The organism is Nitrospira sp. CR1.1, from assembly GCA_014055465.1.
Classification (GTDB): Bacteria; Nitrospirota; Nitrospiria; order Nitrospirales; family Nitrospiraceae; genus Nitrospira_A.
In genome coordinates, this window is record WIAF01000003.1 from 354,576 (window position 1) to 369,395 (window position 14,820).

The following is a 14,820-nucleotide window of genomic DNA, read 5'->3' on the forward strand; positions in this document are numbered from 1 at the left end:
CGAAGGGAGGCCGTAGTCGATGGGAAGTGGAATCTCAACTGAATCCGTCTGGCTAAAAAATCGTGCGTTTCTTTTCGATGACTTTCTTGATCTTCTTCTGTCCAAACCAGGATTTGACATTGTTCTCCAAATCGACCATTTCCAGATCGACCTGATAGAAGACCGCTTTGGCTCCGTCCTGCTCGTCGAGAATCGTGGCGATACTCCCCCGCATCATATAGTCCGCGCCGATTTCCTTGCCGGGTGCTTTTTGCGTGTCCTCGCGGGCGTGGACAGCCTGTTCGCGGCGTTCTTCCCGCACCTCATCACGCTCCCCTTTGGCGGCAACGAAGGTGACTTTCTGCGAATTGGTCAACTCACGCTCCAGATCATTCACGAACGTCTGCACGTTGATATGCTCATGGCTCTTGTTGAGCACCGTCCCTACGATGACGACAGGCTGACGATTCTTTCCCTTGGTAAAGTTGCCAAGCCAGGGATTCGCAAGGGCTTCCTTCACCATGGCCTCGGCGACCATTTGGGAGTCCGTATCGTTCCAACGCCCGCTGAGGTCGGTCACGGTGCCTGTATCGACACGTGTTACTTTGGTCTCGTGCCCGCACCCGCTGACCACGGCAGCACATCCCACTAGCAGTACCACGGCACATGCCCGCAACCCTGAACGCTCCCGCCACTCGATCATGCTCACTCCTCCCGGCCACAGGCCCAGAACGCGCCTCGACTATTTCGTCGCCCGCTTGTCTTCTTCCTTCTCCAGACGATCGAACAACCGGTCGGCATTTTTGCGCACGAAGTCACGGACCTGGCTATTGAGTTCCTTGGCCTGCTCCAGATTATTCTTCATATCTTCGAGGCTGAGCTTGGTGAGGACATAATACGTTCCGGACTTCTCATCCTTGTACCGATCCATGGGCTTGACGCCGTTCAGCGTAACCGCGGAGAAGGTCTTCACCGCCCGCTCGATATTCTGTTCTTCACTGTTACGGGAAAAATCACCCGCCGTCGTGGAGGCCGCGTAATCGCGCATCAGATAGGCGGTATAGGTTTCAAAGGTCTTGGCGATTTCCGCCCGGCTGCGGTTCTCCGCCGTATCCCAGGCTAACGGTTCATTGCGCACACCCACCACCGAGCCCACACCGTAGAAGGATTTATCGCTTTTTTCATTGAACGCACCGGACCCTTTCTTGACCCAGTTCGGCGGACCACCGCAGGCCGTCAGCCCGATGAGGAGTACCAGCGCCAGCGCGCTCCCGGTGAACTTCGAAAAAGCTCCCTCTACTCTGCTCATACGCTTCCTCCTTGGTGTGGCACCTGTAAGATCCGGCGGCTCGGTTATATGCGGCAAGACGATGGAAGATCGACGTGTGTGGTTCACTGGGCGACGAGAGACGATGGCGCGAAAAAACGAGTTTTTATGCTAACATGCACCCCCAGGACTGTCAACGCGGAACCGGTCTTGCGGTTGACCGGCCGCACCCCCAAAAAGAACATTGTACGTAGCGTGCTCGAAGGAGATGACACAGATGGCCGACGTTCAAATTGAAGACGGTATCATTCGGGTGGTTCAACTTGATATCCAGGATCCGAAGGCCGCCGCTGTGCTGGCAGAATATCCGCAGGTGCGTTGGCCGGAGATTACACGCCGGGCGTTGAAGATCGGACTGGGATATCTGAAAGGCGGAGGCAAAGACTAGCCGTGGATTGAAAAACGGCGGAGCGCAACACTACCCCTGACTGGGCGAAACAGTTCATCGGATCTGAGATGGTGCAGGCTGGCCAGGAGTTCCGCTACGGAGCGGGTTTCTCACCCGGAGCGCGATCGCCATGGACGGCGCGGGTGGCACGCTCACTCTGGCCGCCCAATTCCAGATAGCGGCGAAACGCGTCGATCGACTTCTGCGGTTCATTCAGGTGATCGGCGTACAAGGCCCCCAGCGAAAAATAGACGTCGGTGTAGGCGGGATTAACGGCCAGTGTCTGCAGCATCGCTCGCTCGGCCTCCTGGTGCTGGCCTTTCTTTTCGAGGGCCAGCGCCAATGAGTAATGGGAGTCCGGATTCTGCGGCGCGTGCTGGACCGCCGCTTGCGCCGCCGCCAATGACTCTTCGAGATTGGGCAGCACCTCCAGGCGGATATAACTCTTCAACACATAGGCGTCTCCGAAGGATGGATCGTAGGTAATCGCCCGGTTGAGCCGTTCCAAAGCTTCCTCTGCAGACTGCTGCTGCTGCAGCAGGGCGAAGGCCTGTTCATACTGTACGCGAGCCTCCTTCATCCGGTCCGCTTCGGTGCTCGGTTCCTTCCCGACCGAAAACATTTCCTTCCGGCCCTCGACGAGGATGACATCGCCGTTTCCCTCGAGTTGAAGGAACTGCGGATGTTGCGCGCCCTTGGTCTCACGCTCGACGTCCTGCTTCACCTGGGCAGCGAGTTCACTCGCCATGACCCACCCGTTGTTATTGAGATCCGCCGCACCCTTCAATCCGGCGACCAGCGCCGTCACGAAAGAACTCTGCCCCGGAACGCGGCCGACGGATTCTTCCTTCCCAGCCGCCGTGAGCACTTGAACGGAACGTTTCTCGGTGTCGTCCTCCGGTGACACACGCCCTTCCAACGAGAGCGGTTGCGGAGCCGTGACATCCCAGCCGCGCAGGTTGGCATCGAACAGCATGAGGATGTGTTTTGAGGCCGATCGCCGGCTAAACTCCTTGAGCTGATCCAAGGTAATGGCTTTGGCGGGATTGTTCAGCTGCGCGTCCCAGGGAACCACATAGCCCAGATCAGTCGATTGAGAATCCTGTGTCACTCCGGCATGTCCGGTAAAAAAGAAGACGACACGATCCTGCCGTCCTACTTTGCGCGGAAGGTAGTCGTTGAGGATTTGGAGCAGGCGTCTAGAGCTGGCCTCCTTGTCCTGCAGTTCGATCACCTCATCAAACCCGAGCCCTCGCAACGCGACAGCCACCGCATGCGAACTCTCCAGCGCACCAGGCACCTTCGGCGCGACGAGATAATTTTCGACCCCGACCACCACAGCCCACGACTTGTAATAGAGCGCGTCCGGCTTTCCGACCTGGGCAACCGAGCGCTCGGTCGCGATTCCCGCGACGCACAAGGCCGTTAGGCAGGTGATCATCCGGGGGAAACTGAGTGATCTCGGCGAACGCATCAGGAGGATGATCCAGTGAAAGGCAACGGGCTCAGCCTACCCTCGCGTCGTCCTGACTGTCAAGAAAGGCGCGCCGCGTCGGCCCTTGTCCCATGCGGCCATTCTTTGCTTTCCGGCCGGACCTCTCCGCGGCGCGAGGGTTGCAGTTCCTTTGCCCCATCCGCATAATGCCGTAGACGATTGAACCGCGCACCGGACAGGCCCGCGCTTTGTGGAGGGATGACTCTCATGAGCGAGAAGATCGATACGCTATTGAAAGAAGGACGTGTCATTCAGCCGTCCGCCAGGACAAAAGCGGCGGCGCATATTCAGGATTATGACCAGGCCTACAAGGCCTCGATTGCCGATCCGGAAGCCTTCTGGGGCGGCGTGGCTCAGGAACTGGATTGGTTCTCGCCGTGGAGCCGGGTTCTCGAGTGGAACTACCCCTGGGCGAAATGGTTCGTCGGCGCGACCTGCAATATCGCCCACAACTGTCTCGATCGCCACGCCAACGGTTGGCGCCGGAATAAAGTCGCCATTATCTGGGTGGGCGAGAACGGTGAGGAACGCATCTTCACCTATGGGGAGCTGCTACGCCAGGTCAACCGCTGCGCCAATGCGCTCAAGGCACTGGGACTCAAGCAAGGCGACCGCGTCACGATTTATCTCCCGAAAATTCCCGAGCAGGTCGTGGCCATGCTGGCCTGCGCGCGGATCGGCGTGATTCACAGTGTGGTGTATTCCGGGTTCAGCGCGCCGGCGCTTGCAAGCCGCATTCAGGATGCCGAGGCGCGTCTCGTCATCACCGCCGACGTCGGCTACGACCGCGGGAAAACGATTCCGCTCAAACCCGTGGTGGACGCTGCCGTGCAGGCCTGTCCCTCCGTGGAGAAAGTCGTGATGGTGCGGCGCGATGCCCTCAGCGTCGCGCTGACCGCGCCGAAAGAAATCGATTGGGCCGACTGGTTGAATGAACAGAGCGCCGTCTGCGCGGCGGAACCGCTCGATGCCGAAACGCCGCTGTACATACTCTACACCTCCGGCACCACCGGCAAACCCAAAGGCGTCGTGCACGTCCATGGCGGCTACATGGTCGGCACCTATATCACCACGAAATATGTCTTTGATCTGAAGGAAGACGACGTCTATTTCTGTGTCGCCGACCCGGGCTGGGTGACGGGGCACAGTTACATCGTCTATGGGCCGCTCCTGAACGGCGCAACCATCCTCATGGCCGAGGGCAAGCCCGATTACCCCAACCCCGGCCGCTGGTGGGATCTCATCGCGCGGTATGGCGTCTCCATTTTCTACACGACACCGACGGCCGTGCGGTTGTTGATGAAGTACGGCGAAGACTGGCCGAAGAAATACGATCTCTCCACGTTGCGCATTCTCGGAAGCGTCGGCGAGCCCATCAATCCCGAAGCCTGGGAGTGGTTCTATCGCGTGACCGGCAGCGACAAACCCATCATGGACACCTGGTGGCAGACGGAAACCGGCGCGATCCTGGTCACTCCCCTGCCTTCGGTTCCCCTCAAGCCCGGTTCGGCGACGCGACCGTTTCTTGGGATTGAAGCCGACGTGGTGGATAAAGAAGGACACAGTCTGCCGAGTAATGCCGGCGGCTTCGCCGTGATCAAGAAACCCTGGCCGGCGATGATGCGCACCATTTACAAGGACCCTGATCGGTACAAGGTCTACTGGAACACCATCCCCAATTGTTATACCGCAGGCGACGTCTGCCGCAAGGATCAGGACGGCTATATGTGGTTCATGGGCCGCGCAGACGACGTCATCAAGGTCGCAGGCAACCGCATCGGGACGGCCGAAGTTGAAAGCGCGCTCGTGAGTCACGATGCCGTAGCGGAAGCCGCGGTCATCGGCAAGCCGCATCGCACGGCCGGAGAAGCGATCAAGGCCTTTGTCATTCTGAAGCAGGGCTACCAGGATTCAAAGGAGCTGGTGCAATCGCTTAAGGACCATGTGCTGAAGGAACTGGGAAAAATCGCGGTGCCGCAGGAAATCGATATCGTGCCGTCATTGCCAAAAACGCGCTCCGGCAAAATCATGCGGCGGGTGCTCAAAGCGAAGGAGTTGGGACAGGACGTGGGCGATATTTCCACGATTGAAGACTAAGTCGAGCCGCAGTTAGTCGAGCATCTTCTTTCACGATAGGCATGGCGGCCGGTCATGCCCGATAGTTCCAACGAGGAATGCGTAAAATCGGTCGAGAACAGTGGGGAGTTGCTGCTTAATGAGATAGATGCGGATATTGGTATCGAACATGACCTTCAGGAAAATGGACGCGTACGTTTCTGCGCCGCCGGTTGTTTACGGCCCTTCTCCATGAAACCCTTCGTAAATTTTCCCAAGCTGTCAGCCAGGAGAGACCACGATTTCTTTTTTGGACGTCGCACAAGCGTAGCGCCCTTATGCTCTAGTTCGATTTCATCTCCTTCGACATGAAATTCTCTGGGGATTCTGACTGCCTGGCTGTTTCCGCTGAACAACACACGTGTTGTTTTTCTATCACGACAATTCCCTTCCGCTGAAGTAGATACGCCAGGACAGAGGGAGAGACCTGGGCTGTCAGTCTTCACCGAAGCCGGCGCCTAAGATTTAACAGGATGCGGAAAAAGTCCACCAGCGGCGTTCTCGCATCGTTCAGCGGCTCAACGTACGACAAGAGTACGATTCGCCGCTTCACTCGCTGCGGCCTTGCTGGATGGCCTTGTTGCGCATCCTGCCTACTATCCTGATACCAACACGCCACGTGAGCTGATCGCGGCGTAGCGTGCAAAAAACGAGCTTTTCCGCAGCCTGTTAGATCAATCCGCGGCGCTGCAGATAATCTTTGTCGATGATCGGTGTGGGTTTTGGCGGGAGAAGTCCGCGGTCCTGCAGAAGTCGTTCGACATATTTTCCGATCAGGTCGGACTCGAGATTGACCTGGTCGCCCACCTGTTTCAATCCGAGTGTCGTGACCTTCGCCGTATGGGGGATGATGGCGACCAGAAACGACCGTTCGGTCACCTCGTTGATGGTCAGGCTGATACCGTCCACCGTGATGGAGCCCTTCTGAACGCAGAGGCGCAGAATGTCTTTGGGCGCTTCAATTTCCAGGACCAGGGCATTGCCGTCCTGATGCCGGCTGCGAATGGCGCCGATGCCATCGACATGACCGGAGACCATGTGCCCGCCGATCCGCTCGTTCAATTTCATTGCCCGCTCCAAGTTGACGGGTGAACCGGTAGTAAGACTGCCCAGCGTCGTGACGGTGAGAGTTTCCGGCGAGACATCGACCGAGAAATCATGATCGGTCCTGGCGACGGCCGTCAGACAGGCGCCGTTCACACTCACACTGGCGCCGAGTGTCAGGTCGCTCATGATCGTCGAGGCCATGATGGTGAGTCGGGTGCCGGCCAAACCTTTATTCAGGATGGACACCGCGCCCATCTCTTCCACGATGCCGCTGAACATGGCCTACGCCCCCTTGTGCGTCTTCAGGAGATAGAGACAAAAACCGAGCAATCCAATCCCGCCCACGATGGCAATCCCGCGCTGAAGCGTTTCAATAAAATCCGTATCCATCCTTTGCGGCTTCCTTGTAAAAAAAAAATTATACCGTCTCGCGTCCAGATCATGCGGCGGCATTATACACTACCGAGAAATGGTTCTCATCGTGGCCCAGAACGCGACGGCTGCCAAGATCTGAAGCCCAGCGATCACTGCAAAGGCCTCTTGATAGCTGGCATGGGCAATCAAAAACCCGGCTAGGAGAGGACCACTGGCATGACCGATATCCATCACCGTTCCCTGCATCCCCATCCCCGCCCCCAGCCGCTTGAACTCGGAACTGTCGGCAACCAACGCCGCAGACGACGACGAGACCACCGCCTCTCCAAACCCAAACCCGGATGACAACAGCAGCAGCACGGCAAACGAGCTCACATGGGGCATGCTGATGAAGGTGACGGCACAGATCACCAGACCGAGCACAATCAACGGCTGTCGTCCCACCCGATCTGAGATCCGCCCCATCACCGGCTTGGATAAAAACGACGTCACCGCCTGCACGCTAAAGAGCAAACCCACTTCACCGGCGTTCAAGCCGACCGAGAGGCCGTAGAGCGGCAGAAACGCCATCAGCGCGCCGTTGGCCACCATCTTGGCGGCATCGGTGGAACTGGTGATCAACACTTTCCGATTCCGGGCGACGGCGAGAAACCCTTTTCCCATCTCGGCCAAAACCGGTGCCAGTCCCTTCTCACGGACTCGTGGCGGCGGCTCATCCAAGTGGAGGCTGAAAAAGATCAGGATCGCGACGCATCCGAAAATCCCCGCCGTGACGAAGGCGGTGGGAAACCCGGCCGCATGAGCCAACCATCCGCCGAGAAACGGGCCCAGGAGGGAACCGGACTGGGTGCAGGCGGTATACGTTCCCATCGCCGCCCCGCGCCGCTCCTTATAGAGATCGGCCACGGTGGCCAGGGCGCTCGGCGCGAAGATGGCCGTCGCCAGGCCATGGACAAATCGCAACGCCGTCAACGCATTGAGGTCCGAAATGAACGGGTAGATGAACGGCGGCACCCCGAACGCCACCACACCGATACGCAGCAGCATCTTCCGCCCATAGATGTCGGACAGGGCGCCAGACGGCAGTTTCAACAACACCCCGGTAATCGTCGACACCGAGACAATCAATCCGATCCGCTCCGGTCCGGCCCCCAAAGATTCCGCGAAGAGGGACAGGACCGGCATGCGGACGAGGTTGTAACTGATGAAGCAAAACACGCCGAGCGCGCAGAGGTAGAAAAAACTGCGGGAGGTCGTCATGAAGGTCTCATTGCGGCGCCAAGTTCCTTCTGGTTCGTAGACACTGACAAACACATTGCAAATTTCCGTCGGAGCCTGTCATCGAATCTTCTTGGCTATAAAGTATGCATGTCTCTCGGGATACTGATCGTATTCGAGGTGTTGAACCGCGCAGCCACATTGCCAGAGAAGCCGGGCGAACTCCGGCACACCCAACGAACTATATTCGAATCGTTTTCCGCCAAATTCCCCGTGAATAGTCCCCGCCTCTTCGACTCCGCCACAAGTCAACAACAACACTCCGTCCTTGGATAATCCCTCGCATAACTTCAGGAGGACGGGCTCATGACTTTCCAGAGAAAGATGAAACGTACTGTCCCAGGCAGTGATCAAGTCGTATTGGTGCGGAAGCTGCCAGGTGCAAATATCGCCCACCGCAAACGCGACCTCCGGATATCGCTTCTGCGCCGTCGCGATCATTTCTTTGGAAATATCCAATCCGGTGCACTGAAATCCCCGTTCCATCAGAACTCTCAGAAACCGGCCTTCGCAACCGCAGCCGACATCCAATACGCGGCGGCCACCCTGCTCGACAAACCTCAGGGCACGCTCCAATGCCGGAACGCCGTACGTCGATCCCTTCATCTGCTCAAGCCACCACGATGCCAGGGCATCATATTGTTGTCCGGTTTGTCTTGGGTCCATCGATCGATCACAAAGGGGCTAGGGTTTGAGCCGAGACGGTACGGCTGGACCATGCAGGTTTGCAATCGCCTCTTTCAAGAAGGCGACCTGCTCATCCGGCAAGCCTGGCGGGTCCGTCGCCTCGAACAGCACGTGATCCGGCCGGTCGCGCATGGCCCCGGCCAAACGACGGGCGGCATCAAACGCCTTCACGACCTGCCGATTGACCACCGTGCCGATCAGCGGACGGAGCAGCGACAGCAGCCCGGAGTACAACCGGTTATCGAGCCGCAGGTAGGACACCATCGTATTGTCGATCGATTCCACCCCCTGCCCATCTGTCACCGCTTGCAATTTGAACAACACCAGGGCTTTGCCGCTGACTCGCGGCAAGAACCGTCCATCATGGGTCCCTTCGAGATAATAGATGCGCGTGTTCCGATCCTGATAGAGCGCATGCACGATGCCTTCCGTGCCTTCACCATCGGTCGCCCAAAATTCATCAGGACCGCGCAACTCTGCTTTGTACAACCCAAGATCGAGCCGGTTGACAAGGGCCGCAGCCATGACCGGATGCTCTAACAGATACACATAGACGTGCTCGGGTAGCATGGTGCGGACCGGTCCCACCTTATTCGCCGTCGTGTAATGCGCGATGATCGGTTCGATCCGGCAGGCCCAGGCTGCCTCAATGTGATCGAGAGGAAACACCATGCCGACATGGTGCGAAGGGAGGGGGCATCGCTCAGGTTCAGCTCGCCCGGAGGAATCGGATAGGGCCAACGCGACGGTGAGCAGAGTAGCCACGGAGCCGATTCGCCGGACGATCTCGCCGGCCCCAGTCATGAAACCCGTTGGGGCACGGATAGCGTGACCTGGGAGGGAAAGAGCTGCGCAGGGTCGTGCCTAAGACGGGCCTGCCGCAACAGGGTTTCGACATGCGGGGTCAGAAGGCCTTCGAACGAAGGCTGACCGTCGGTGGTGATGACGACCGGCTTGGACAGATCGACGAGGTCGTCATTGAGATACAAGGTGTACTGCCGGACACGGTCTGTCCGCACGTCGATCCGATTCGGACCGGTCACCTGCGCGGTCAACCGGGCATAGGACCGCTGCCGGATGCTGTCATCGCGCTTGTCGATCAGATCTTCAGAGAAGGAGGCAATCTGATCCGTCGCATCGATGCGCACCCAGCCGAACGGCAGGAGATGGCTCGCATCGCGCACGACGGTCATGGTCTTCGGAACCGGCGTCCGGCGCTGGTTGTCGAACCACTTCACCAGATCAGGGAGCTCTTCGCGCGGGAAAAAATGGCCGCCCGCCATCGCGTGGGTACGATCATGTTCGCGATAGATGAAGGGGTAGTCGAGATGCTTCAGCTCGGCGGCCAGCTTCCGGCTCAATTCCACGGGCATCACCTGGTCCTGAGACCCATGAATGATGTAGACCGGCGTGGTGCGCAGGTTTTCTAAAAACGGAAACAACACATCGTCGATGCCGCTGGCCATCGGCGCAAGTCCCGCAAACAAGGGGGCGTGATGCATGCCGATCAACCAGGCGCCAATGCCGCCGTTGGACATCCCACTGAGGAAAATCCGACGAGGATCGATGCGATACCGTTGCTGCACAAGCTGCACGGTCGCCAGCACCAGGTCTTCGGCCCGCCTCGTAAACCAGGCGCCGGCTGGATAGGTCGGACAGGCCAGGATGTATTGTTCCCCCAACCGCGACTTCCACCGATCTAAGTAGGCCTCGCCCGTGAACCCCGCGCCGTGGAGACAGACCACGAGCGCATAGTCCCTGGTCGGCTCGTAACTTTGTGGAATGGATAAACTCACCCGATACGGCCGATCGCGCACCACGACCTGTTCATCCGCCAGGATGCCGACCGGCTGAAGGCCGTGAGGTTGGCCCTTGCGAAGAATATCCTGCACCACCTGAATGGTCGCATCCGGGCGTCGCGTGATTGAAGTCAGCGTTGAATTCGCCTGCTCGCTATCCTGGGTGGTGAGGTATTGCCAGATCTGCGCGGCAAGATCAGTGATGGGTGGTTCTTCTGCCGCAAGAGTGACAGGAGCCCACCACAAAACCACCCACATGGAGGCGAGAGACAGGAGCCGTAGACCGTGGCGTCGTGGATAAACCATGTGAGCAGGCCGAAAGGACGATCGCACAATGCTCCTATCGAGTCGGGATATCAGCCTGGATCAGCATATCACGCCCGACCGGCGCTATGCGTAGATTCTTGAGCGGCACGGCGTCACGCAGGCGGCGCGGCGATAGGCCGCCAAACACCCCCTTCGCATCTTGCCCGCCCAATACGAGTGGCGCGACAAAACACATGAGCCGTTGGGCGAGGCCGGCTCTCAGCACGGCGGCATTGACCTCGCTTCCCCCCTCGACCAGCAGGCTCGTCATCCCAAGTTGGCCAAGCCGCGTCCATAACGCCTGCAGATCGGTATGGCCGCCGGCCTTCGGAAGGACCAGCACATCAACACCACGCCCCTTCAAGGTGGCAATCTTACGCGGTGAAGCCACACTCGTGGTGACGAGCACCGTGTGAGCCTCTTGCGGCAATGCGAGCACCGCGGCCTTGAGGGGAATCCGTAAGCGGCTGTCCACGATGATTCGCAGGGGCTGGCGCACTGACGACTCGCCGTCGGGCCTGGCCGTCAACCGGGGATCGTCTCGCAACACCGTGCCGATCCCGACGAGCACGGCATCTACGTCGGCCCGCAGCCGATGGACCTGCAGCCGCGCCGCTTCATCGGTCATCCACTGCGATTCGCCGCTGGCGGTCGCGATCTGCCCGTCTACCGTCATGCCGGCCTTCAGAATGGTAAAGGGCCGGCCGGTCTGCACCCAATGAATATAGGCTTCGTTCAGTTGTCGGGCTTCTGCTTCGAGGCAGCCGACGTCGACCCGTATCCCTGCCCGTTTGAGTTGAGTCACGCCCCGTCCCTTCACCCGCGGATTCGGATCCACCATGGCCACGACGACGCGGCGGATTCCGGAGCTGATGACCAGCGGAACACAAGGAGGCGTGCGCTTTTTGAGATGACTGCAGGGCTCGAGGGTGAGGTAGAGGGTGCCGCCTTTGGCCCGTGACCCGGCCTGACTCAAGGCGATGACTTCGGCATGCGGACCGCCGGCTTTGCGATGGGAACCCTGACCGACGATGTCTCCCCGGCGCACGACCACCGCGCCGACCATGGGATTGGGACTGGTATGACCCCGGCCCTTCGCGGCGAGGCGAAGGGCCAGAGCCATGAATTCACGATCGCGGGAAGATGATTTCACCTGGCCGTACGCTTGGAGCGGCGCACCAGGCGTTTCGCAGCCGGTCGTTTTTTCGCCTGCGCAGGTTTCGCGGACTTCTTGGCAGACTTGACGGCGCTCGGCTTCGCGGCCTTCGGCTTGCTCTTCGCCGGCTTCGGCTTCTCTTTCTCGGCTTCCGCCAACGCCGCCTGTGCCGCAGCCAATCGCGCAATTCCCACTCGATACGGAGAACAGCTCACATAGTCCAACCCCAATTGGTGGCAGAACTCCACGGAACTGGGATCGCCCCCATGCTCACCGCAGATTCCCAACTTGATGGTCGGACGGGTCTTGCGTCCACCGGTGATCGCCGTGCGCATGAGCGAGCCGACACCGTCACGGTCCAACACCGCAAACGGATCGCTCTCCAGAATATTGGCGGTCTTGTAGAAGTCGATGAACTTCGCCGCATCGTCGCGCGAGAAGCCAAACGTCGTCTGGGTCAGATCGTTCGTGCCGAACGAGAAAAATTCCGCTTCTTCCGCGATACCATCGGCCGTCACGGCCGCGCGCGGCAACTCAATCATGGTGCCGACGAGGTACGAGAGCTTGACCCCGTATCGCTTCATCGTGTCAGCCGCCACTTCGCGGACGAGATCCTTTTGGGCTTTCATTTCCGACACCATACCGACGAGCGGAATCATGATCTCCGGCACGATCTTGGTGCCTTCTTTCGCCAGCTCACAGGCTGCTTCAATGATGGCGCGCGCCTGCATCTTAGTAATTTCCGGCATCGTAATGCCAAGGCGGCAGCCGCGCAGACCCAGCATGGGATTGAATTCATGCAGTTCTTCGACTCGCGTCAATAGCCGCTTCTTTTCCTCCAGCACCGTCTGGGATCCGCTGGTGAGTTCGAGCTGGGCGATTTCGACCATGAGGTCCTCACGCTTCGGCAGAAATTCGTGCAGCGGCGGATCGAGCAAACGAATCGTGACGGGGAACCCTTTCATCTCGCGGTACAGCCCGATGAAGTCCTGCTTCTGCAAGGGCAGCAGCTGATCCAGATACATTTCCCGCTCTTCGCGTTTCCGGGCGAGAATCATTTTCTGCATGATCTGGATGCGATCTTCGGCAAAGAACATATGTTCCGTGCGGCAGAGGCCGATACCTTCTGCGCCGAAGCTCCGCGCGATACGGGCCTGATCCGGCACATCGGCATTCGCCCGAACCTTCAGCTTGCGAATCCCGTCGGCCCACTTCAGCACGGATTCGAACAACTGATACTTCTCCGATGCGGAGGCCTCCATTTTCCCCTGCAATACCTGGATGACTTCGGACTCCACCACGGGAATATCCCCGCCGTACACATTGCCGGTCGAGCCGTTGACGGAGAGATATTCCCCTTCACGGAAAACTTGGGCGCCGATCCGTACGGTCTGATTGTCCACGACTTCAATGGCATCACAGCCGGCCACACAGACCTTACCCATTTGCCTGGCGACGACAGCCGCATGGGAGGTCATGCCGCCTCGGGCCGTCAAAAAGCCCAAGGCCGCATTCATGCCGTGGATATCATCGGGGCTGGTTTCCTGGCGGACCAACACGACGCGATTGCCGGCGGCTTTCATTTCCACCGCCCGGTCTGCCGTTAACGCGATTTTTCCCGCCGCGGCGCCGGGCCCCGCCGGTAACCCTTTACCCAGCGGCGTGCAGTGCGCTTCTTCCTTCGCGTCGAAAATCGGATAGAGATATTGAGCAAGTTGATCCGGGCCGATCCGTTCAAGGGCTTCCTTTTTCGAAATCAGCCCTTCCTTGACCATATCGACCGCGATCCGCACCGCTGCTACGCCGGTGCGTTTGCCGACGCGGGTCTGCAACATGTACAACTTGCCCTCCTGGATGGTGAACTCCAGGTCGAGCATGTCGCGATAGTGCCGCTCCAATCTCTTATAGGTCGTCTCCAAATCCTTGTAGGCTTGCGGCATGAACTTTTCGAGTTGGTTCACCGGCAAGGGCGTCCGGATACCGGCGACGACATCTTCGCCTTGCGCGTTCGTCAAACATTCGCCGAAGAACTGCCGTTGACCGGTGGCCGGATCGCGCGTGAAGGCCACGCCGGTCCCGCTGGTCTCTCCCATGTTGCCGAACACCATCGCCACGACATTCACGGCAGTGCCCCAGGTTTCAGGGATGTTGTACAAACGCCGGTAGGTGACGGCCCGCGCGCCGTACCACGAGGAGAACACGGCATTGATCGCCATACGCAATTGTTCAAGCGGGTCATCCGGAAAATCCCGTTTGGTTTCTTCTTTGACGAGATCCTTGAAACTGACGACGAGATCCTTGAGCGCCTTCGCATCGAGATGGGTATCTTGCGTGACCCCGAGATCACGCTTTTTATGTTTGAGAATGTCCTCGAAATGCTCGCGGTTGATGCCCATGACGATGCTGCCGAACATGCCGATGAAGCGGCGATAACTGTCCTGCGCAAACCGTTCGTTCTTGGTCTTGAGCGCCAGGCCATGCACGGTCCTGGTGGTCAATCCCACGTTCAGCACCGTATCCATCATGCCGGGCATGGAGGCGCGGGCGCCTGACCGGACGGAGACCAATAAGGGACTGTCGGGATCGCCAAAGCCGGCCTTCATCGATCGCTCGATTTTCTTGAGGGCCACCAGGGCCTCCTCCATCATGCCGGGAGGGTAGGCCTTGCCGCGCTTGTAGTATTCGACGCAGGCCTCGGTGGAGATCGTGAATCCGGGAGGCACGGACACTTTGAGATTGGTCATCTCGGCCAATCCCGCGCCCTTGCCGCCGAGCAGTTCTTTCATGTTGCCGGTGCCTTCGGCTTTTCCATCTCCAAAGTAATAGACATATTTCTTGGCCACGCGACGCTCTCCTTCTGCTATGAGG

The 14,820-nt window shown here is 58.9% G+C and carries 10 protein-coding genes and 1 pseudogene; 1 reads left to right on the forward strand and 10 read right to left on the reverse strand.

Annotated elements, in window-relative coordinates; genetic code table 11:
- Window positions 1-52 precede the first annotated feature (52 nt).
- The 3 genes from GDA65_08375 to GDA65_08385 all read right to left on the reverse strand — a co-directional run bounded on the left by GDA65_08375 (window position 53) and on the right by GDA65_08385 (window position 3,168).
- Window positions 53-682, reverse strand: coding sequence for a penicillin-binding protein activator LpoB (locus tag GDA65_08375; protein MBA5862709.1), 630 nt, complete (start codon window positions 680-682; stop codon window positions 53-55).
- A 39-nt stretch (window positions 683-721) separates the two neighbouring features.
- Window positions 722-1,288 (reverse strand): hypothetical protein, encoded by a 567-nt coding sequence (locus tag GDA65_08380; protein MBA5862710.1) that lies wholly within the window; start codon window positions 1,286-1,288, stop codon window positions 722-724.
- A 500-nt stretch (window positions 1,289-1,788) separates the two neighbouring features.
- The gene (locus tag GDA65_08385; GenBank protein ID MBA5862711.1) at window positions 1,789-3,168 is read right to left on the reverse strand and encodes a tetratricopeptide repeat protein; all 1,380 of its coding nucleotides are present in this window, start codon (window positions 3,166-3,168) and stop codon (window positions 1,789-1,791) included.
- Between the two features lie 228 nt (window positions 3,169-3,396).
- On the opposite strand from GDA65_08385, the gene acs reads away from it, so the two are divergent.
- The gene (gene acs, locus GDA65_08390) at window positions 3,397-5,286 is read left to right on the forward strand and encodes an acetate--CoA ligase (GenBank protein ID MBA5862712.1); all 1,890 of its coding nucleotides are present in this window, start codon (window positions 3,397-3,399) and stop codon (window positions 5,284-5,286) included.
- 687 nt (window positions 5,287-5,973) lie between these two features.
- Here the strand turns inward: acs and GDA65_08395 are convergent.
- The 7 genes and pseudogenes from GDA65_08395 to GDA65_08425 all read right to left on the reverse strand — a co-directional run bounded on the left by GDA65_08395 (window position 5,974) and on the right by GDA65_08425 (window position 14,795).
- Window positions 5,974-6,630, reverse strand: coding sequence for a riboflavin synthase (locus GDA65_08395; protein ID MBA5862713.1), 657 nt, complete (start codon window positions 6,628-6,630; stop codon window positions 5,974-5,976).
- Window positions 6,631-6,810: 180 nt separating this feature from the next.
- Entirely contained in the window at window positions 6,811-7,986 is a 1,176-nt protein-coding gene (locus GDA65_08400) for an MFS transporter (protein MBA5862714.1), read from the reverse strand.
- A 78-nt stretch (window positions 7,987-8,064) separates the two neighbouring features.
- Window positions 8,065-8,670, reverse strand: a complete 606-nt coding sequence (locus GDA65_08405; protein ID MBA5862715.1) for a methyltransferase domain-containing protein — start codon at window positions 8,668-8,670, stop codon at window positions 8,065-8,067.
- Window positions 8,671-8,688: 18 nt separating this feature from the next.
- On the reverse strand, window positions 8,689-9,495 hold the full coding sequence (locus GDA65_08410) for a hypothetical protein (protein ID MBA5862716.1): 807 nt from the start codon (window positions 9,493-9,495) through the stop codon (window positions 8,689-8,691).
- A pseudogene (locus GDA65_08415) lies at window positions 9,492-10,718 on the reverse strand (hypothetical protein). The gene GDA65_08410 and the pseudogene GDA65_08415 overlap by 4 nt, the downstream one beginning before the upstream one ends.
- A gap of 112 nt (window positions 10,719-10,830) precedes the next feature.
- Window positions 10,831-11,919: a bifunctional diaminohydroxyphosphoribosylaminopyrimidine deaminase/5-amino-6-(5-phosphoribosylamino)uracil reductase RibD gene (gene ribD / locus GDA65_08420; protein MBA5862717.1), complete on the reverse strand. Its 1,089-nt coding sequence runs from the start codon at window positions 11,917-11,919 to the stop codon at window positions 10,831-10,833.
- Between the two features lie 26 nt (window positions 11,920-11,945).
- A complete protein-coding gene (locus GDA65_08425; protein ID MBA5862718.1) occupies window positions 11,946-14,795 on the reverse strand; it encodes a pyruvate, phosphate dikinase in 2,850 nt (949 codons plus the stop codon).
- Window positions 14,796-14,820 lie beyond the last annotated feature (25 nt).